Source organism: Streptomyces sp. NPDC014894 (assembly GCF_043080985.1).
Lineage (GTDB): Bacteria > Actinomycetota > Actinomycetes > Streptomycetales > Streptomycetaceae > Streptomyces.
In genome coordinates this window covers 136,045-154,261 of record NZ_JBIBWD010000012.1, presented here as the reverse complement: position 1 = coordinate 154,261, position 18,217 = coordinate 136,045, and the positions used below count along the sequence as shown (strand labels likewise).

Below are 18,217 nucleotides of genomic sequence, written 5' to 3'. Positions count from 1 at the left end.
GGTCGAGCTCGCCATCGGCGGCATGACGTGCGCCTCCTGTGCGGCCCGTATCGAGAAGAAGCTCAACCGCATGGACGGGGTCGAGGCCACCGTCAACTACGCCACCGAGAAGGCCAAGGTCACCTTCCGCGGCGAGGACATCTCCGTACAGGACCTGATCGGCACCGTCGAGGCGACCGGATACAGCGCGACGGAGCCCAAGCCGAAGGAGGCCGGCCCCCGGCAGTCCGACGGCGAGGAGGCCCCTGAGGACGACCGCGAGCTGCGGGCGCTGCGCGAGCGCGTGCTCACCGCGGTGATCCTCTCCGTCCCCGTCATCGCGATGGCGATGATCCCGCCCCTCCAGTTCGAGTACTGGCAGTGGCTCTCCCTCACCCTGGCCGCCCCCGTCGTCGTCTACGCGGGCTGGCCCTTCCACCGCGCCGCCTGGACCAATCTGAAGCACGGCGCGGCCACCATGGACACGCTGGTCTCGGTGGGCACCACGGCCGCGTTCCTCTGGTCGCTGTACGCCCTGTTCTTCGGCCACGCGGGCATGCCCGGCATGATCCACCCCTTCGAGCTGACGATCTCCCGCACCGACGGCGCGTCCAACATCTATCTGGAGGCCGCCGCGGGCGTCACCGCCTTCATCCTGGCGGGGCGCTACTTCGAGGCCCGGTCCAAGCGGAAGGCCGGGGCCGCCCTCAGGGCCCTGATGGAGCTGGGCGCGAAGGAGGTCACCGTACTGCGCGACGGACAGGAGGTCCGGGTCCCGACCGCCGAGCTGAGCGTCGGCGACCGGTTCGTCGTCCGCCCCGGCGAGAAGATCGCCACCGACGGCACCGTGGTCGAGGGCTCCTCCGCCGTCGACGCCTCCATGCTCACCGGCGAGTCCGTCCCCGTCGAGGTCACCGTCGGCGACAGCGTCACCGGAGCCACCCTCAACGCCGGCGGCCGGCTCGTCGTGGAGGCCACCCGCATCGGCGCCGACACCCAGCTGTCCCGGATGGCGAAGCTGGTCGAGGACGCCCAGAACGGCAAGGCGTCCGCGCAGCGGCTCGCCGACCGGATCTCCGCCGTCTTCGTCCCGATCGTGATCCTGCTGGCGCTCGGCACCCTCGGCGTCTGGCTGGCCACCGGCGAGGGCTGGGCCGCCGCCTTCACCGCCGCCGTCGCCGTACTGATCATCGCCTGCCCCTGCGCCCTGGGCCTGGCCACGCCGACCGCGCTGATGGTGGGCACCGGCCGGGGAGCCCAGCTCGGCATCCTCATCAAGGGTCCCGAGGTCCTGGAGACCACCCGCAAGGTCGACACCGTCGTCCTGGACAAGACCGGAACCGTCACCACCGGCAAGATGACCCTGCTCGCCGTCCACACCGCCGGCTCCACCGACGAGTCCGAGGTCCTGCGGCTGGCCGGCGCGCTGGAGAACGCCTCCGAGCACCCCATCGCCCAGGCGGTGGCCGCCGGCGCGGCGGAGCGGATCGGGATGCTGGACACCCCCGAGGACTTCGTCAATGTGCCCGGACTCGGCGTCCAGGGCATCGTGGACGGCCACGCCGTCCTGGTGGGCCGCGAGAAGCTGCTCGCCGAGTGGGAGATCCACCTCCCGGCGGCGCTGCTCGAAGCCAAGCTGAAGGCCGAGACGGGCGGCCGCACGGCCATCGCGGTCGCCTGGGACGGCGAGGCGCGGGCGGTGCTGGAGGTCGCCGACGCGGTCAAGGACACCAGCGCCGAGGCCATCACCCGGCTGCGGGCGCTGGGCCTGACCCCGATCCTGCTGACCGGCGACAACCGGGCCGTGGCCGAGGCGGTGGCGGCCGAGGTCGGCATCGACGAGGTGATCGCCGAGGTCATGCCCGAGGACAAGGTCGACGTCGTCAAGCGGCTCCAGGACGAGGGACGCAGCGTCGCCATGGTCGGCGACGGCGTGAACGACGCGGCGGCGCTCGCCCAGGCCGATCTGGGACTGGCGATGGGCACGGGCACGGACGCCGCGATCGAGGCGAGCGACCTGACCCTGGTCCGGGGCGACCTGCGGGCGGCGGCCGACGCCATCCGGCTGGCCCGCCGCACCCTGGGCACGATCCGGACCAATCTGTTCTGGGCCTTCGCCTACAACGTCGCCGCCCTGCCGCTCGCGGCGCTGGGCCTGCTCAGCCCGATGATCGCGGGTGCGGCGATGGCCTTCTCCTCCGTCTTCGTCGTCGGCAACAGCCTGCGGCTGCGGGGCTTCAAGGCAGCGTCGTAACACGGCGGCGCCGCGGCAGGGCGGCGTCGTCACACCGCGCGGAGCCCCCAGGGGCGGACGCGGCGGACACCAGAGGGAAGCGGGGCCCGGGCCGGTCGGCCGGGGCCCCGCTTCCGTGTCCGCGCGGTCAGTGGTAGCCGCCGCTGCCGAACGCCCCGCCGCCGACATTCGGGCCGTGGTCGGGCCGCGCCTCCCGGCCCTTGCCCGTGCTGTGGCTGCTGTGGGTCCTCATGTTGTACGGGAGGAGCCGGTCCTCTCCCTCGTGCGGGAAGGTGTCGGCGTCCTCCTCCCGTACTTCCTCGATGTGCTCCCGGTGATCGGGCTTGTGCGGCTGCTCCTCCGGCTTCGGAGGTACGAACTTCTCCCGGCGGACCGAGTCCCAGAACAAGCCCGCCGTCAGGATGCCCACCAGGACGATCCCGATGATGATGATCACTGTGACCATGGTGTCCGCCTCCAGGAATGGGGATCGACACATGCTCCTTCGATCCCAGTGTGACCCCGTTTCGCCACTTTCTTCAGCCGAAGGGGTACCGATCCGCTCCCCGCTCGCCGGCCGGGACCGCCGCGGATCCCCGGCGGCGGACGGGGACGGGGCGGCCGCGGAGGGCTGCGACAGCACCCGGGCGGGGTTCACCCGAGCGGGCCATGTCCCGGCTTCCGGATCGGCCCGGCGGGATGCGAAGGAAAGGCCCTAGAGTCGGCCGCATGAGCCCCGACCTCCGCGCCCGCTGGTCGCGCACCCTGCTGGCGGCCCGGGCGGCCGACCCCGTCCCCGGCACGGCCCCCGATCCGGCTCCGTACGCCGAGGATCTCCTCGCCCGCTGGGCCGAGCCCCGGCGCAGGTATCACACCACCGCGCATCTGACGGCCGTGCTCGGCCATGTCGACACCCTCGCCGGGTACGCCGCCGCGCCGGATCTCGTCCGGCTGGCCGTCTGGTTCCACGACGCGGTCTATCTCCCCGACCGCTCGGAGAACGAGGAGCGCTCGGCCCGGCTCGCCGAGCGGGCGCTGACCGAGGCGGGGCTCGGGCCGGGCGGCGTCCGCGAGGTCGCCCGGCTGGTCCGGCTCACCGTCGCCCACGACCCCGAGGACGGCGACGCCGACGGCGCGGTCCTGTGCGACGCGGACCTCGCGATCCTGGCGTCCGGACCAGAGCGGTACGCGGCGTACGCGGCCGCCGTGCGCGAGGAGTACGGATTCGTCCCGGACGACGCCTTCCGGGCGGGGCGCGCGGCGGTGCTGCGCCGGCTGCTCGATCTGCCGCGGCTGTTCCGGACGCCCCACGGCGAGCGGGAATGGGAGGCGGCGGCCCGCCGCAATCTCACGACGGAGCTGACGCTCCTCGGCTGAGCGGCGGGCGACGGGGCGACCGGGCGACCGCGCCGGAACGACAGCGGCGACGGCGACGGGCGACCAGCACCGCGACCGCCACCGCGACAGCGACAGCGCCAGCGCAAGGACGACGACAGCGGCGACAGCGACGGGCGACCGCCGCCGTGACAGGACCACGGCAGCGGCGGGACGACCAGCGGCCGGGCACACAAGCAGCGGCACAAGCACCGGCCCGGGCCCGGCGCGCCGTCGCACAGCCCGCGGAAAAACCTCCGCCACCGGGAATGTCAGGCGCGACGCGCACTGTTACCCGTGTCATGCCCGACTCCGCCCAGCCGCGCTCCCGTATGCCCCTCGCCGTCTACATCCTCGGCCTCTCCGTCTTCGCGCTCGGTACGAGCGAGTTCATGCTCTCCGGTCTTCTGCCGCCGATCGCGGAGGACATGGACGTCTCCATTCCGCAGGCGGGACTGCTGATATCCGCCTTCGCGATCGGCATGGTCGTCGGCGCCCCGCTGCTCGCCGTGGCCACCCTGCGACTCCCCCGGAAGACCACGCTGGTCGCCCTGATCTCGGTCTTCGGCATCGGGCAGGTCGCGGGCGCGCTGGCCCCCTCGTACGAGATCCTCTTCGCCTCCCGGGTGATCAGCGCGCTCGCCTGCGCGGGCTTCTGGGCCGTCGGAGCGGCGGTCGCCATCGCGATGGTGCCGGTGAACTCGCGGGCGCGGGCGATGGCGGTGATGATCGGCGGGCTCTCCATCGCCAATGTGCTCGGCGTCCCCGCCGGGGCCTTCCTCGGCGACCATCTGGGCTGGCGGTCCGCGTTCTGGGCGGTGGGGCTCGCCTCCGCGATCGCGCTGGTCGGCGTGGTGACGCTGATCCCCCGTATTCCGGTCCCCGCCGAGCGGCCGCGTCTCAAGCGGGAGCTGTCGATCTACGGCGACCGCCAGGTCTGGCTCTCCGTGGTGATCACGGCGCTGGCCGGCGGCGGAGTGTTCTGCGCCTTCTCCTATCTCGCCCCGCTGCTGACCGACGTCGCCGGGATCGGGGCGAGCTGGGTGCCGGGCGTCCTCGGACTCTTCGGGCTCGGCGCGCTGATCGGCACCTGGGTGGGCGGCCGGGTCGCGGACGCCCATCTCTTCGGGGTGATGTTCAGCGGAATCGCCGCCTCCACCGTGTTCCTGGCAGCACTGGCGATCTTCGCCCCCAACCCGGTGGTCACCGTCTCGCTCGCGTTCCTCCTGGGCGTCTCCGCGTTCTACACCGCCCCCGCGCTCAACGCCCGGATGTTCAACGTCGCGGGCGCGGCCCCCACCCTGGCGGGCGCGACCACCACCGCCGCGTTCAACCTGGGCAACACCGGCGGCCCCTGGCTGGGCGGCACGGTCATCGACGCGGACTTCGGCTACCCCGCGACGGCCTGGGCGGGCGCGGCCATGACCGTCGTCGCCCTCGCCCTGGTCGCCGTCTCGCTCCGGCTCCAGGGCCGTTCCCGCACCGTGGCCTCCTCCCCGGCCCTCGCCGCCGAGCAGACCCTGCCGGCCCAGCCGGTGCGATAGCCGCCCGACACCGCCCGACACCGAGAGGCGCGGGGCCCGGACACCGGGCCCCGCGCCTCAGGGCCCGTACCTCAGCGGGGCCGCCCCTTCGGCCGGCGCAGCCCCGCGTCCACCAGCAGACGGACCACCTCGCGACTCGACACCTCCACCGCGCCCGCCGCGAGCGCGGCCGGGTAGCGGTGGGAGGGCAGGTCGTAGTGGTCGCGTTCGAAGGCGCGGCGGGGGCAGCCGATGGACGAGGCGAACCGGTGCAGCTCCTCGTACGAGACATCGCTGACCAGGTGGGACCACATGAGCCCATGGCCCGGCCAGGTCGGCGGGTCGATGTAGACGGTCACCGGCGGCCGCCCGGCGCGCTCATGTCAGTCCGCCGACCGGGGCCACCACCACGCCCGCCTTGTGGCAGACCCACCGGGGATCGGGCCCCAGCTCCGGCTCGATCTCCAGGGCGTGCGGATCGCCCGTGTCGCAGACCGGGCAGAGCGGCCAGCGGCCGTGCCGCTCCAGCAGGGCGTCCTGGACGTCCTGGGCGATCAGACCGGTGACGTACTCCGCGCCCTGCGGCCACTCCCGCACCCACCAGCGGCGGTGCGTCACCGACGTCTCGACCAGCGACACCACCCCCGGGTCCGCGACATCGCGGGCCGCCAGATCGGCGAGGATCAGGGCGCGGGCGGCGTGCAGGGCCTGCTCATGAGGGTTGGCGTCGTCCATACAGCCATTGTCACCCCGGACGGCCGGCGCCCCGTCCGCCCGCCAGGGGTTGACCCCACCCGAAATGTGAAAATATCTTTCATATGTGACCGACTCACTGAAGGAAATTTTCAGCGCCGGACTGCCCGCCGAAGCCCCTCCGGCCCCCGCCGCCCTCGCCGCCAAGGTCCGGACCCTCACCCCCTCCATGACCCGCTCCATGCAGCGCGTCGCCGGAGCCGTCGCCGACGACCCGGCGGGCTGCGCCGCCCTCACGGTCACCGGGCTCGCCGAGCTGACCGGCACCAGCGAGGCCACCGTCGTCCGCACCGCCCGGTTGCTGGGCTACCCCGGCTACCGCGATCTGCGCCTCGCCCTCGCCGGGCTCGCCGCCCACCAGCAGTCCGGCCGCGCGCCCAGCGTCACCGCCGACATCGCCGTCGACGACCCGCTCGCCGACGTCGTCGCCAAACTCGCCCACGACGAACAGCAGACCCTCGCCGACACCGCCGCCGGACTCGACACCGCGCAGCTCGCCGCCGCCGTCGCCGCCGCCGCGACCGCCCGCCGCATCGACATCTACGGCGTCGGCGCCTCCTCCCTCGTCGGCCAGGACCTCGCGCAGAAACTCCTCCGCATCGGCCTGATCGCCCACGCCCACACCGACCCCCACCTCGCCGTCACCAACGCCGTACAGCTGCGCCCCGGCGACGTCGCCATCGCCATCACCCACTCCGGCTCCACCGGCGATGTGATCGAACCGCTGCGCACCGCCTTCGAGCACGGCGCGACGACCGTCGCCATCACCGGCCGCCCCGACGGGCCCGTCGCCAGCTACGCCGACCATCTGCTGACCACCTCCACCGCCCGCGAGAGCGAGCTGCGGCCCGCCGCGATGTCCTCCAGGACCAGCCAGCTCCTCGTCGTCGACTGTCTCTTCATAGGCGTCGCCCAGCGGACCTACGAGACGGCGGCCCCCGCGCTCGCCGCCTCCTACGAGGCGCTCGCCCACCGCCACAGCCCGCGCACCGCCCGCTGACGAGTCGAAGGAAACGCGCACGATGACCTCCACCTCCTCCGCATACGGCGAACTCCGCGCCCAGCTCGACTCGCTCACGACCGAGGCGTTCCGGCCCGAACTCGCCGACATCGACCGGCTCCCCACCCTGGACATCGCCCGCATCATGAACGGCGAGGACCGGACCGTGCCGGACGCCGTCGCCGCCCAGCTCCCGCTGATCGCCGCCGCCATCGACGCCACCGCCGAGCGGATGGCGCGCGGCGGCCGGCTGATCTACGCGGGCGCGGGCACCCCCGGCCGGATGGGGGTGCTGGACGCCAGCGAGTGCCCGCCCACCTTCAACACCGCGCCCGGCGAGGTCGTGGGGCTGATCGCGGGCGGCCCGGACGCCGTCGTCCGGGCCGCCGAGGGGGCGGAGGACAGCGCCGAGCTGGCCGCGGCCGATCTCGACGCCCTGCGGCTCGGTCCCGACGACACCGTCGTCGGGATCTCCGCCTCGGGGCGCACCCCGTACGCCGTCGGAGCGGTCGCCCACGCCCGCTCCCTCGGCGCGCTCACCGTCGGGCTCTCCGGCAACGCGGGCTCCCCGCTGGCCGCCGCCGCCGACCACGGCATCGAGGTGGTCACCGGGCCCGAACTCCTCACCGCCTCCACCCGGCTGAAGGCGGGCACCGCCCAGAAGCTCGTCCTCAACATGATCTCGACCATCACCATGATCCGGCTCGGCAAGACCTACGGAAATCTCATGGTCGACCTCCGCGCCTCCAACGAGAAGCTGCACGCCCGCTCCCGCCGGATCGTCTCCCTCGCCACCGGCGCGCCGGACGGCGAGATCGAGTCCGCGCTCGCCGCCGCCGACGGCGAGGTGAAGAACGCCATCCTCAGCCTCCTCGGCCGGGTCGACGCCCCCACCGCCGCCCGGCTGCTCACCGAGAACGGCGGCCATCTGCGCGCCGCGCTCCGCTCCGCCACCAGAGAATGACCGCACCGCGAGGCGCCCCCACATGGACCGATCAGAGCACCGTGCCGTAGCCGCCGCGATCCTCCCCCTCGTCGGCGGCGCGGCGAACATCTCCTCCGTCGCCCACTGCATGACCCGGCTCCGCCTGGGGCTGCGCGACCGCTCCCTCGTCCAGGACGAGCGGCTCAGGGCGCTGCCCGCGGTGCTCGGCGTGGTCGAGGACGACACGTATCAGATCGTCCTCGGACCGGGCACGGTCGCCAGGGTCACCCCCGAACTCCAGGCGCTGCTGGCGGCCGCCGACCCGGCGCCGGTCGCCGCACCGGGACCGGGCCCCGGCGCCGGCCCCGGGCTCGCCGAGCGCGGCGCGGCCATCCGGGCGGATCAGCGGGCCCGTAACGCCACCCCCGGCAAGCTGCTCCTGCGGCGGGTGGCGAACGTCTTCGTCCCGCTGATCCCCGCCCTCATCGGCTGCGGCATCATCGCCGGGCTCAACGGCCTCCTCATCAATCTCGGTCTGCTGCCCGGGCTCACCCCCGCCCTCACCGCGCTCGCCGGCGGCTTCATGGCGCTGATCGCGGTCTTCGTCGGCTACCTCACGGCGAAGGAGTTCGGCGGCACGCCCATCCTCGGCGGCGCGGTCGCCGCCGTCGTCGTCTTCCCCGGCGTCGCGAACGTCGAGGCGTTCGGGCAGCGGCTCTCCCCCGGCCAGGGCGGCGTCCTCGGCGCGCTGGGCGCGGCGGTGCTCGCGGTGTACGTGGAGCGGGCCTGCCGCGCGACCGTGCCCGCCGCCCTGGACGTCCTGGTGACGCCGACGGTCACCGTCCTCGTCTCCGGACTGGTCACGCTCTACGGGCTGATGTACGCGGCCGGCGCGGTCTCGGCCGCCATCGGCGACCTCGCGGGAGCGCTGCTCGCGACCGGCGGCGCGATCGCCGGTTTCGTCCTCGGCGGGCTGTTCCTGCCGCTGGTCATGCTCGGTCTGCACCAGGCCCTGATCCCGATCCACGCCACCCTCATCGACCAGCAGGGCTTCACCGTCCTCCTGCCCATCCTGGCGATGGCGGGCGCGGGGCAGGTCGGCGCGGCGATGGCGGTGTACGTACGGCTCCCCCACGACCCGGCGCTGCGGACCACCATCCGCTCGGCCCTCCCGGCGGGGCTGCTGGGCGTGGGCGAGCCGCTGATCTACGGCGTCTCGCTGCCGCTGGGCCGCCCGTTCGTCACCGCCTGTGTCGGCGGGGCGTTCGGCGGCGGCTTCATCGGGCTCTTCCACATGTTCGGCGACACGGTGGGCTCGACGGCGATCGGCCCGTCGGGGTGGGCGCTGTTCCCGCTGCTCCAGGGCAGCCACGGCCCGGGCACGACGGTCGCGGTGTACGCGGGCGGGCTGCTGACCGGGTACGCGGCCGGGTTCTGCGCCACGTACTGGTTCGGCCTGCGCGGTCTCCCCGCCCCGGCGGGCGCGGCCGCCCCTACAGACTGATCACCCCGGTCCGGGTGTCGGTCATGTCCATCAGGGTCCACCTGCCGCCGATGCGCCCCCAGCCGGTGGACCGGCCCCCGGCCCCGCCGAACGGCATGTTGATGTCCCACCAGTTGTTGGTGTCGTTGACGACGACCTGGCCCACCTGCATCTCCTCGATGAACCGGAACGCGGACGTCATGCTGCGGGTGAAGACCGCGCCCTGGAGTCCGAGTTCGTCGTCGTTGGCGATCCGCAGCAGATCGTCCTCGTCCCGGCCGGCGATGACCGGGACGACGGGGCCGAAGGACTCCTCCTTCGCCAGCAGGCTGTCCTCGGGCACCCGGTCCACCACGGTGAACTCGTAGTACAGCTCCGTCGGCATCCCCGCCCGCCGCCGGCCGCCGGTGAGGACCCGCGCGCCCCGCTCCCGCGCGTCGGCGAGATGGCGGTCCATCTTCCGCGCGACGCCCTCGTTGTTGAGCGGGCCGAGCACGGTGGCCGGGTCCAGCGGATCCCCGAGCACCACCCGCTCGGACTCGCGCAGCACGGCCGCCACGAAGGCGTCGTGCACCTCGGCGTGGACCACGACCCGTTCGGTGGCGCAGCAGACCTGGCCCGCGCAGGGGTACGCGCCGTCCACGGCGGCCTTCGCGGCGGCCCCGACGTCGGCGTCGGCGAGGACCACCAGCGGGCCGTTGCCCGAGCACTCCATCAGGGAGCGCTTGAGCCCGGCGGCGGCCTGGATCCTCGCGCCGGTGGCGGAGGAGCCGATGAAGCCGATGGCGTCGACGCCCCGGTGGCGGACGAGGGCGCCGCCGAACTCCCCGTCGCCGGGGAGCACCGAGACCAGCCCCGGGGGCAGCCCGGCGGCCGTCACGGCCTCCATCGCGCGCAGCACGGTGAGCGGGGTGTGCGCCGGGGGCTTCACCACCAGCGCGTTGCCGGTGGCGAGCCCGGGGGCGGCGAACTCGGCGAACATCAGCAGCGGGAAGTTCCAGGGCGTGATGATCCCCCAGACGCCCACCGGACGGTGGAAGGTGAACATCCGTTTGGAGCTGTCACGGGAGAGCAGCGTCTCCCCGTTGAGCCGTACGGCGTCCTCGGCGTGCAGCCGGAAGAGCTGCGCGGCCTCGGTGACGTCGGCGACGGACTCGGCGAGCGGCTTGCCCTGCTCCAGGGTCTGGAGCAGCGCCAGCTCGTCCCGTCCGGCGTCGATCCCGTCGGCGATCCGATGGCAGACGGCCGCCCGCTCCCACACGTTCACGGCGGCCCAGGAGCGCTGGGCGCGGTGTGCGGAGCGTACGGCGGTCTCCAGCTCGGCCGCGCCGGGCAGCGGGATCGAGCCGACGGGCTCGCCGGTGGCGGGGCTGATCACTTCGAAGGTCCGCGATCCGGAACCCTCGGTGTACGCGCCGTCGATGAAGAGCGGCGTTCGCGCGGGACGGTTCATGAGGTCACTCCTCAGTCCTGGTCCGAGCGGACCGACGGTGTCGCACGGGCGAACGCCCCGGCGCCGAGCCGGCCGATCCCTCGCGGACCCCGGTCAGATCGGGCCGCTCATCGGGCCGCTCGGCGGGGGGCCCGTCCGGTCGACGGCGAAGCCCAGCGACTCGAGGAGCCGCCGGGCCCGAGTGTCGCCCCGCAGGAGGGCGTCCACCAGGGGGCCGGTTCCCTCGTCGCCCTCCGCGGCGTCGAGAAAGGCGTCGAAGTCCCGCTCGTCCGACCCGAGGTCGAAGTCGGCGCGCTCGACCGCCCGGTACACCGACGCGTAGTCGACGCCCATCCGGGCCAGCCGCGCCCCGCCCGCCCGGCGGACCTCCGGATCGGCCCCGCCCTCGGCCGCCATGTGCGGATGGCGCAGACCGGCCTCGTGGGTGGCGAGGACGGCGAGCAGCACATGCTCGGTGCCCGCCTCCTGGCCGAGCCCGCGGGACTGCTCCAGACAGTCGAGCCCGACCCAGGTCACCGGCGCGGCGGCCAGGTTGACGCCCTTGGTGAAGACGAGCAGCAGCCGCTTCCAGAAGGGAGGCTTCCGCGCACGGCGGCCGAGGAGGGCGTCGCGGGTGGGCCTCAGCAGCGGGTCGATCCCGTCCTCCGGCGGCGCGCCGTCGAGCGCCCGGAGCACCTCTTCCGGGGACGAGCCGCAGATCCGGAGCACCTCGGCGGCCCGGCCTTCGGCGTCGTCCAGCAGCCCGCGCAGCAGCTGCTCGGCCGTGTACTTCTTCGCGTTCTCCTCCCGCGCCCGCCCCATCGCGAAGCGGAACGCCCGGATCGCGGCCCCGCTGAGCCGCCCGCTGTCGCCGTCGTCGCCCAGCACCCGCTCCGACGGCAGGCTTGCCTCCCGGTCGTCCGCGCTGAGCCACGATCCCTCGTCCCGGCCGCGCAGGACGGCCAGCTGGGCGGCGACGGTCGCGCCCGCCACGCAGAGCGCCCGGCCCGCGTCGCCCCGGACGTCCGCGATCGCGACGAGCAGATGCTCGGTGCCGATCGTGTCCCCGCCGCCCGTCGCGCCCCGGGCGGCGCCCAGCACCCCCACGACGCTCCAGTTCGCCTCCGGCGACGCCATCCGGTCCTCCCCGCTCTCGCTGCCCATGGGGCCACGCTCTCCCGGCGGGGGCCCGGCGCGCGTCGCCCGGAGGTCGCGTGGTCCCGCGCCCTTCGGGTACGGGACGCGGAACCTCCCGTACCCGAAAGTTGACACCGGAATTCGGTTGCCGACCCTCTTTGGGAGCGGCTATCACGGCGAGGTGAACACGTTCTGTTGGATGGACCTCAAAGCCCATGACCCGCACAGCGCCGCCGAGTTCCTCACCCATGTGCTCGGCTGGCGCTTCGCCGTCGACGAGAACGACTGGCGGCGGGCGACCAAGATCTACGCGGACGGCGAGCCGATCGGCGGGGTCAGCGACCTCTCGGACCCGGTCTATCCGCCGGGCACCCCCGCGCACCTCGCGCACTATCTCGCCGTCGACGACGTGGACCGGCGGGCCGAGGCGGCGACCGGGCGCGGGGCGCGGCTCGTGGTGCCTCCGTTCGACGCGGGCGACCAGGGGCGGATGGCGACCCTGCTCGATCCCTTCGGCGCGGCGGTGTCCTTCTGGCAGGCCCGGACCTTCAGCGGCTGGACCGAGCCGCGCCCGATGGTCCTCGGCCGCGCCGACCCCGACGGGGCCCGCCGCTTCTACCGGGACGTACTCGGCGCGGAGCCGCACCTCGCCGAGTTCGCCGCCGGGGGCCCGCCGGGCTGGCGGCTGACGGTCACGGTCGACGATCTGCCCGCCGCAGCCGCCCGCGCGGGCCACCGCTTCCACGACGGTCTCCTCCACACCCCGGAGGGGCCGGTGCTGGGGCTGGCGGCCCGTCAGCCGGGCAGTGCGACCGTCAGATCGACCTCGATCAGCTGACCCGAGTAGCCGAGCACGGTGACGCCGAGCAGGGTGCTGGCGGTGGAGAACGCGCCGCCGATCGCCGAGGCGTTCAGCCGGTGCCACGCCCCGGCCAGCGTCTCGGACTCGGTGCCCACCACATAGATCACCGAGCGCACGACGTCCTCGGGCTGTGCGTCGAGCTCCGCGAGCGCGGCGAGGGTGTTGGCGACGACCTGGTCGATCTGGGCGTCGAGATCGCCGTCGCCCACGAGATCCCCGGAGGGGGCCAGGGGGCACTGGCCGGAGAGATGGGCGACGGGGCCGGAGTCGACGACGGTGATGTGGTGGTAGCCGGGGGTCTGGTGGAGCTTCTCGGGGTTGATTCGGTTGATCTTCGTATTCATACGCCGAGTCTCGCCGTGGACCGGGCGCGCCGCACCGTCTTTTCGGAGGGGGGTGGGTGGTGTGCCGGCGGGGCTCGGTTCGGCGCGGGCCCGACTCGCGCGCCTCAAACGCCGGCGGGGCTGGGGATGACGCCCGCAGGGCACGGTTCAGCGCGGGCCCATGTGACGCGCCTCAAACGCCGGCGGGGCTGGGTGAGACCGCCCGGGCCAGGTACCGCGCCGACGAGGCCAGGTATGACGCCCGCAGGGCACGGTTCAGCGCAGGCCCACGTGACGCGCCTCAAACGCCGGCGAGGCTGGGAATGGCACCGCCCGGGCCAGGTATCGCGCTGGCGAGGCCAGGTATGACACCGGCAGGGCACGGTTCGGCGCAGGTCCATGTGACGCGCCTCAAACGCCGGCGGGGCTGGGGATGACGCCGCCCGGGCCGGGTATCGCGCCGACGAGGCCAGGTATGACACCGGCAGGGCACGGTTCAGCGCAGGCCCATGTGACGCGCCTCAAACGCCGGCGGGGCTGGGGATGACACCGCGCGGGTCAGGTATGACACCGGCGGGGCTGGGGATGACGCCGCCCGGGCCGGGTGTGACGCCGGCGGGGCTGGGGGGGCAGTTCGGTAGGGCGTCGGTGGTCAGGGGAGGAGGCGGAGTTCCTTCGCGGTGGAGACGGCGCCGGTGCGGGTGTCGACGTTGAGTTTGGCGTAGATGCGGCCGAGGTGGGTTTTGACGGTGGCCTCGCTGATGAAGAGGGCGCGGGCGATCTCGCGGTTGCCGAGGCCGCGGGCGAGCTGGCCGAGGATGTCGCGTTCGCGGTCGGTGAGGGTGGGCCGCCCCGCGCCGCGCATGCGGTCCATGACGCGGGTCGCGACGGGCGGCGAGAGGACGGTGCGGCCCTGGGCGGCGGCGTGGATCGCGGTGAACAGCTCCTCGGGGCGTTCGGCCTTGAGGAGGTAGCCGGTCGCGCCGGCCTCGATGGCGCGGGTGATGTCGGCGTCGGTGTCGTACGTGGTGAGGACGAGGACGTGGACGTCGGGGGCGGCGATCCGGCGGGTCGCCTCCACGCCGTCGATCCCGGCCCCGAGCTGAAGATCCATCAGCACCACGTCGGGCCGCAGCTTCGCCGCCATGGCCACCGCCTCCTCCCCGCTGCCCGCCTCCCCCACGACCTCGATGTCGGGTTCGCTGCCGAGCAGGGCGAGCAGCCCGGCGCGGACGACGGCGTGGTCGTCGCAGAGCAGGATCCGTACGGCGGTCATCGGTCCTCCAGGGGACGTTCGAGGGGGATCGCGGCGGAGAGGACGGTGCCTTCGCCGGGCGCGGATTCGACGGTGAGGACGCCGCCGAGCTGCCGGAGCCGGGCGCGCATGGCGGCGAGGCCGTGCCCCCGTACTCCCGGGTCGCGTACGCCGGGGGCCCGCTCGGCGGGGCGGAATCCCACGCCGTCGTCGGCGATGTCGAGGACGACCTGGTCGTCGAGGTGGCTGAGGGTGAGCGTCGCGGAGGTCGCTCCGGCGTGTTCGCGTACGTTCGCGAGCGCGCCCTGGGCGATGCGCAGGAGTGCGGACTGCACCCGGTCGGGCAGTTCGCCGGGGGTCCCGTCGAGGTGGAAGCGGACGGGCAGGGCGTCGGCGCTCTCGCGTTCGGCGAGGGTGCGCAGCGCCTGGGCGAGGCCGCCGCCCTCGGCGAGTTCGGCGGGGGCGAGGTCGTGGACGAAGCGGCGGGCCTCGGCGAGGCTGCGTTCGGCGATGGACTCGGCGGTGCGGACATGGCCGCGGGCGCGTCCGGGGTCGCTGTCCCAGGTGCGTTCGGCGGCCTGGAGCAGCATCTGCTGGCTGGAGAGGTTCTGGGCGAGGGTGTCGTGGATCTCCATGGAGAGCCGCTGGCGTTCGGCGAGCGCGCCTTCGCGCCGTTCGGTGGCGGCCAGCTCGCGGCGGGTGCGGAGGAGGTCGTCGACGAGGTTCCGCAGCCGGTCGGCCTGGCGGCGCATGTGGAGGAAGACGGCGGTGGCGAGGACGGCGACGACGGGCGGCAGCAGGAAGAGGTTGGGGTCGAGGCCCTGCCGCAGCCGCCATTCGGCGAGCATGACGAGGGCGCAGAGCACGGCGACGAGGGCGACGGCGGCGCGGGTGGGCAGGGATCTGAGCCCGGTGTAGATGAGGGGTACGGCGCACCAGGCGAAGCTGGGCGCGAGCAGCACGATCACGACCCAGCAGCCGACGACGAGCCCGAGGCGGAGGCGTTCGCCGCGGCCGTGGGCGCGGGCGGTGAGCCGGTGTCCGGCGAGCTGAAGGGCGGCGAGGGCGGCGCTGAGGGAGATGACCCAGGGCGCCCGGGGGCTCTCCGGGTGCTTGATCAGGTAGCGGACGAGGGCTCCGGCGAGCAGGGCGATGAAGGCCGTGTTCATGACGGTGTCGAGCCATCGGTCGTCCCGGTCGGCGGCGCGGATGTCCTGTGCCGGGGCGCGGACGTCCCGGTCGGCGGCGGGGACGTCCTGTGCCGGGGCCTCCTGGGCGTCCGGGGGCCGGCGGGGCTGGGACATGACGTTCTCTCCTGCTTCGGCGGACCGCTGACGCTCGGGCCCGCCGTGCGACCGGCCCCGCTCCCCGCATCGTGACCCGGCGCGGGGATCCCCGCATCAGCCGATCGGTCGACCCGGGCCTCGTCCATCATGCCTGCGCGGAGCAGCCGGTACGCCGACGGCCGGGGCGGTCCCGCCGCCGGAGGATCGGTGGCAGAGGGATCGGCGAGTCCGCCGGACCCGGCCGACCGGTCATCCCGCATCCAGCCACAGGAGCCAAGGATCATGAAGAAGATGTCGACCCGCACCCGTGTCCTCACCGGCGCCGTCGCCGCCGCCGCGCTGGGCGCGGGCACGTTCGGCGCGGTCTCCGCGAACGCCTCCACCCCCGCCGCCGAGTCGCGTGCCGCGGTGAAGGCGGACACCTCGAACCGTCATCTGCAGCAGACCACGCATCTGACGGTGGACGCGGCGTCGAGGGCGGCGCAGGCGACGCTGGACGCGGCGGAGCGGGCGGGCCAGCGGGTGACGGTCGCGGTGGTGGACCGGAACGGCAACACGCTGGTGACGCTGCGCGGCGACGGCGCGGGCCCGCAGTCGTACGAGTCGGCGGAGCGGAAGGCGTTCACGGCGGTGTCGTGGAACGCGCCGACGTCGGAGCTGGTGAAGCGGCTGGAGTCGACGCCGAATCTGAAGGACATCCCGGGCACGCTGTTCCTGGGCGGCGGCGCCCCGGTGCAGGTCAAGGGCGCTCCGATCGCGGGTATCGGGGTGGCGGGCGCGCCGAGCGGCGCGCAGGACGAGGAGTTCGCGAAGGCTGGCGTGGCGGCGCTGGCCCGCTGACGGCGGGCGGGCTCGGACGGCTGACGGGCCCGCGGGCACTCGGGCAGCGGGGCCCGGGCCCGCGGGCACTCGGGCAGCCGGCGCTCGGGCGCGGGCGTCGCCGGGCCGGGACCCGGCCGCCCGCTCCGGCCCGCTCCGGCCCGCTCCGGCCCGCTCCGGCCCGCTCCGGTCCGCCCCGGTCCGCCCGCTCAGACCCGGCCCGCTCGGGTCCGCGCCGCCCCGTCGGCCAAGCCCTAGGATCGCCCGCGTGGGCCGGTCAGCTCGTACGCGTCTTCTCTCGCCCGCCGTCGCGGTGCTCCTCCTCGCGGGGTGCTCCGGCGGCGGGCAGACCGCTGTCGGGGGCGGGCCGGACGCGGCGGGGGTGGGCGATCCGCTCTTCCCCACGCTGGGCAACGGGGGCTATGACGTCCGGCACTATCTGCTGACGCTGGAGTACGACCCGGGGTCGGGCCGGCTGGCGGGCACGGCGGAGATCCTGGCGCGGGCGACCCGGGAGCTGGACGTCTTCCATCTGGATCTGCACCGGCTCTCCGCGTCGGAGGTGACGGTGGACGGCGCGGGGGCGCGGACCGGTCATGACGGCGACGAGCTGGCGGTGCGTCCGGCGGAGCCGGTCGCCGCGGGCCGGCTGTTCCGTACCGTCGTGCGGTACGCGGGCGCGCCGAGCGCGATCACCGACGCGGACGGTTCGGAGGAGGGCTGGCTGAGGACTCCGGACGGCGCGCTGGCGGTGGGGGAGCCGATGGGCTCGATGGCCTGGTTCCCGGGGAATCACCATCCGAGCGACAAGGCGACGTACGACCTGTCGGTGACGGTTCCGGAGGGGCTGGAGGCGGTCTCCAACGGCGAGCCGGCGGGCGAGCGGACCTCCGGGGGCCGGACGACGTTCGGGTGGCGGTCGAAGGAGCCGATGGCGAGCTATCTGGCGACGCTGGCGATCGGCCGGTTCGAGGTCGGGTCGTCGCGGACGCGGTCGGGTGTGCCGGTGGTGACGGCGGTCGACGAGGCGGTGTCGGAGAGTCTGTCGCGGCGGATCCCGGAGGCGCTGGAGTGGGCGGAGGGCCTTTTCGGCCCGTATCCCTTCTCGTCCGCCGGGGCGATCGTGGTGCCGGACGAGGCGGTGGGCTATGCCCTGGAGACGCAGAGCCGGCCGGTCTTCCCGGCGGGGTCGTTCACGCCGGAGATCCTGGCGCACGAGATCGCCCATCAGTGGTTCGGCGATTCGGTGACGCCTTCGTCGTGGCGGGACATGTGGCTGAACGAGGGGTTCGCGACCTACGCGGAGTGGCTGTGGGCGGAGGAGTTCGGCTCCACCCCGGTCGGGCGGAGCTTCGACCGGGCGTTCGCGGACTCGGGCAATTGGGACTTCCCGCCCGCGCGCCCGCCGTCGGCGGCCCGGATCTCGGACGATCCGGTGTACGAGCGGGGCGCGATGGTCCTGCACCAGGTGCGGCTGGCGGTGGGGGACGAGGTCTTCTTCCGGCTGCTGCGGGGGTGGGCGCGCGAGCACCGGCACGGGAACGCGTCGACCGCCGATTTCACCGCGTACGCCGAGAGGGTCTCGGGCCGGGATCTCGACGGGGTGTGGGACGTCTGGCTGTACGGGGAGGGCCGGCCGCCCGGGCCCTGAGCGGGGCACGGGGGCGACGGGCAGAGGGGTGACGGGCAGAGGGGTGACGGGCAGAGGGCGTGGGCGCACGGCCGAGGCAGAAGGCAGGGGCGAGAGCGGGCCGGAGGCGGAAGACGGGGCCGGCGGCATTACCTCGGACGTCATCGACCGGGCGGCGGGCCGCGGACAGACTCTGCGTCAGG

Annotated in this window: 17 protein-coding genes; 9 read left to right on the top strand and 8 right to left on the bottom strand. The window is 74.2% G+C overall.

Features of this window, described 5'->3' with window-relative positions:
- The first annotated feature begins 22 nt into the window (after positions 1–22).
- Positions 23–2,233, top strand: a complete 2,211-nt coding sequence (locus ACF089_RS27190) for a heavy metal translocating P-type ATPase (protein WP_392031885.1) — start codon at positions 23–25, stop codon at positions 2,231–2,233.
- Positions 2,234–2,360: 127 nt separating this feature from the next.
- On the opposite strand, the gene ACF089_RS27185 is transcribed toward ACF089_RS27190, so the two are convergent.
- Positions 2,361–2,711: a DUF6479 family protein gene (locus tag ACF089_RS27185; RefSeq protein WP_392031691.1), complete on the bottom strand. Its 351-nt coding sequence runs from the start codon at positions 2,709–2,711 to the stop codon at positions 2,361–2,363.
- Positions 2,712–2,941: 230 nt separating this feature from the next.
- Between ACF089_RS27185 and ACF089_RS27180 the strand changes: the two genes are divergently transcribed.
- Both ACF089_RS27180 and ACF089_RS27175 read left to right on the top strand, forming a co-directional pair.
- Positions 2,942–3,589 carry a hypothetical protein gene (locus tag ACF089_RS27180; protein WP_392031688.1) on the top strand — a complete coding sequence of 216 codons (648 nt, stop codon included), beginning with the start codon at positions 2,942–2,944 and terminating at the stop codon, positions 3,587–3,589.
- Between the two features lie 329 nt (positions 3,590–3,918).
- The gene (locus ACF089_RS27175) at positions 3,919–5,130 is read left to right on the top strand and encodes a Cmx/CmrA family chloramphenicol efflux MFS transporter (RefSeq protein WP_392031883.1); all 1,212 of its coding nucleotides are present in this window, start codon (positions 3,919–3,921) and stop codon (positions 5,128–5,130) included.
- Positions 5,131–5,201: 71 nt separating this feature from the next.
- On the opposite strand, the gene ACF089_RS27170 is transcribed toward ACF089_RS27175, so the two are convergent.
- Entirely contained in the window at positions 5,202–5,468 is a 267-nt protein-coding gene (locus ACF089_RS27170; protein ID WP_392031684.1) for a DUF4031 domain-containing protein, read from the bottom strand.
- Positions 5,469–5,487: 19 nt separating this feature from the next.
- Complete coding sequence (locus ACF089_RS27165; RefSeq protein ID WP_392031681.1) at positions 5,488–5,844, bottom strand: hypothetical protein; 357 nt, start codon at positions 5,842–5,844, stop codon at positions 5,488–5,490.
- An 85-nt stretch (positions 5,845–5,929) separates the two neighbouring features.
- Here ACF089_RS27165 and ACF089_RS27160 point away from each other — a divergent pair, with 85 nt between their 5' ends.
- The 3 genes from ACF089_RS27160 to ACF089_RS27150 are packed head-to-tail and all read left to right on the top strand — an operon-like array spanning position 5,930 to position 9,291.
- Positions 5,930–6,862, top strand: coding sequence for a MurR/RpiR family transcriptional regulator (locus ACF089_RS27160; protein ID WP_392031678.1), 933 nt, complete (start codon positions 5,930–5,932; stop codon positions 6,860–6,862).
- Positions 6,863–6,884: 22 nt separating this feature from the next.
- Positions 6,885–7,826, top strand: a complete 942-nt coding sequence (gene murQ / locus ACF089_RS27155) for an N-acetylmuramic acid 6-phosphate etherase (protein WP_392031675.1) — start codon at positions 6,885–6,887, stop codon at positions 7,824–7,826.
- Between the two features lie 22 nt (positions 7,827–7,848).
- Positions 7,849–9,291, top strand: coding sequence for a PTS transporter subunit EIIC (locus tag ACF089_RS27150; RefSeq protein ID WP_392031672.1), 1,443 nt, complete (start codon positions 7,849–7,851; stop codon positions 9,289–9,291).
- Here ACF089_RS27150 and ACF089_RS27145 read toward each other — a convergent pair.
- Both ACF089_RS27145 and ACF089_RS27140 read right to left on the bottom strand, forming a co-directional pair.
- Complete coding sequence (locus ACF089_RS27145; protein ID WP_392031669.1) at positions 9,281–10,723, bottom strand: aldehyde dehydrogenase family protein; 1,443 nt, start codon at positions 10,721–10,723, stop codon at positions 9,281–9,283. The two genes, ACF089_RS27150 and ACF089_RS27145, sit on opposite strands and share 11 nt — an antisense overlap.
- 93 nt (positions 10,724–10,816) lie before the next feature.
- Positions 10,817–11,866: a Clp protease N-terminal domain-containing protein gene (locus ACF089_RS27140; protein WP_392031666.1), complete on the bottom strand. Its 1,050-nt coding sequence runs from the start codon at positions 11,864–11,866 to the stop codon at positions 10,817–10,819.
- 172 nt (positions 11,867–12,038) lie between these two features.
- Here ACF089_RS27140 and ACF089_RS27135 point away from each other — a divergent pair, with 172 nt between their 5' ends.
- Positions 12,039–12,677 (top strand): VOC family protein, encoded by a 639-nt coding sequence (locus tag ACF089_RS27135; protein ID WP_392031664.1) that lies wholly within the window; start codon positions 12,039–12,041, stop codon positions 12,675–12,677.
- Here the strand turns inward: ACF089_RS27135 and ACF089_RS27130 are convergent.
- The 3 genes from ACF089_RS27130 to ACF089_RS27120 all read right to left on the bottom strand — a co-directional run bounded on the left by ACF089_RS27130 (position 12,635) and on the right by ACF089_RS27120 (position 15,583).
- Positions 12,635–13,045: a RidA family protein gene (locus ACF089_RS27130; protein WP_392031661.1), complete on the bottom strand. Its 411-nt coding sequence runs from the start codon at positions 13,043–13,045 to the stop codon at positions 12,635–12,637. The two genes, ACF089_RS27135 and ACF089_RS27130, sit on opposite strands and share 43 nt — an antisense overlap.
- 631 nt (positions 13,046–13,676) lie before the next feature.
- Positions 13,677–14,300 carry a response regulator gene (locus ACF089_RS27125; RefSeq protein ID WP_392031658.1) on the bottom strand — a complete coding sequence of 208 codons (624 nt, stop codon included), beginning with the start codon at positions 14,298–14,300 and terminating at the stop codon, positions 13,677–13,679.
- On the bottom strand, positions 14,297–15,583 hold the full coding sequence (locus ACF089_RS27120; RefSeq protein ID WP_392031655.1) for a sensor histidine kinase: 1,287 nt from the start codon (positions 15,581–15,583) through the stop codon (positions 14,297–14,299). The genes ACF089_RS27125 and ACF089_RS27120 overlap by 4 nt, the downstream gene beginning before the upstream one ends.
- Before the next feature lie 264 nt (positions 15,584–15,847).
- On the opposite strand from ACF089_RS27120, the gene ACF089_RS27115 reads away from it, so the two are divergent.
- Together ACF089_RS27115 and ACF089_RS27110 are read left to right on the top strand one after the other, a co-directional pair.
- Positions 15,848–16,405, top strand: coding sequence for a heme-binding protein (locus ACF089_RS27115; protein WP_392031652.1), 558 nt, complete (start codon positions 15,848–15,850; stop codon positions 16,403–16,405).
- Positions 16,406–16,652: 247 nt separating this feature from the next.
- Positions 16,653–18,035: a M1 family metallopeptidase gene (locus ACF089_RS27110; protein WP_392031648.1), complete on the top strand. Its 1,383-nt coding sequence runs from the start codon at positions 16,653–16,655 to the stop codon at positions 18,033–18,035.
- Positions 18,036–18,217 lie beyond the last annotated feature (182 nt).

Bases quoted from the DNA above. Each gene is read 5' to 3' on its own strand.
- ACF089_RS27190 (WP_392031885.1), top strand. From the start codon at position 23: ATGACGTGCGCCTCCTGTGCGGCCCGTATCGAGAAGAAGCTCAACCGC.
- ACF089_RS27185 (WP_392031691.1), bottom strand. From the start codon at position 2,711: ATGTGTCGATCCCCATTCCTGGAGGCGGACACCATGGTCACAGTGATC.
- ACF089_RS27180 (WP_392031688.1), top strand. From the start codon at position 2,942: ATGAGCCCCGACCTCCGCGCCCGCTGGTCGCGCACCCTGCTGGCGGCC.
- ACF089_RS27175 (WP_392031883.1), top strand. From the start codon at position 3,919: ATGCCCCTCGCCGTCTACATCCTCGGCCTCTCCGTCTTCGCGCTCGGT.
- ACF089_RS27165 (WP_392031681.1), bottom strand. From the start codon at position 5,844: ATGGACGACGCCAACCCTCATGAGCAGGCCCTGCACGCCGCCCGCGCC.
- murQ (WP_392031675.1), top strand. From the start codon at position 6,885: ATGACCTCCACCTCCTCCGCATACGGCGAACTCCGCGCCCAGCTCGAC.
- ACF089_RS27150 (WP_392031672.1), top strand. From the start codon at position 7,849: ATGGACCGATCAGAGCACCGTGCCGTAGCCGCCGCGATCCTCCCCCTC.
- ACF089_RS27145 (WP_392031669.1), bottom strand. From the start codon at position 10,723: ATGAACCGTCCCGCGCGAACGCCGCTCTTCATCGACGGCGCGTACACC.
- ACF089_RS27140 (WP_392031666.1), bottom strand. From the start codon at position 11,866: ATGGGCAGCGAGAGCGGGGAGGACCGGATGGCGTCGCCGGAGGCGAAC.
- ACF089_RS27135 (WP_392031664.1), top strand. From the start codon at position 12,039: ATGGACCTCAAAGCCCATGACCCGCACAGCGCCGCCGAGTTCCTCACC.
- ACF089_RS27130 (WP_392031661.1), bottom strand. From the start codon at position 13,045: ATGAATACGAAGATCAACCGAATCAACCCCGAGAAGCTCCACCAGACC.
- ACF089_RS27125 (WP_392031658.1), bottom strand. From the start codon at position 14,300: ATGACCGCCGTACGGATCCTGCTCTGCGACGACCACGCCGTCGTCCGC.
- ACF089_RS27120 (WP_392031655.1), bottom strand. From the start codon at position 15,583: ATGTCCCAGCCCCGCCGGCCCCCGGACGCCCAGGAGGCCCCGGCACAG.
- ACF089_RS27115 (WP_392031652.1), top strand. From the start codon at position 15,848: ATGAAGAAGATGTCGACCCGCACCCGTGTCCTCACCGGCGCCGTCGCC.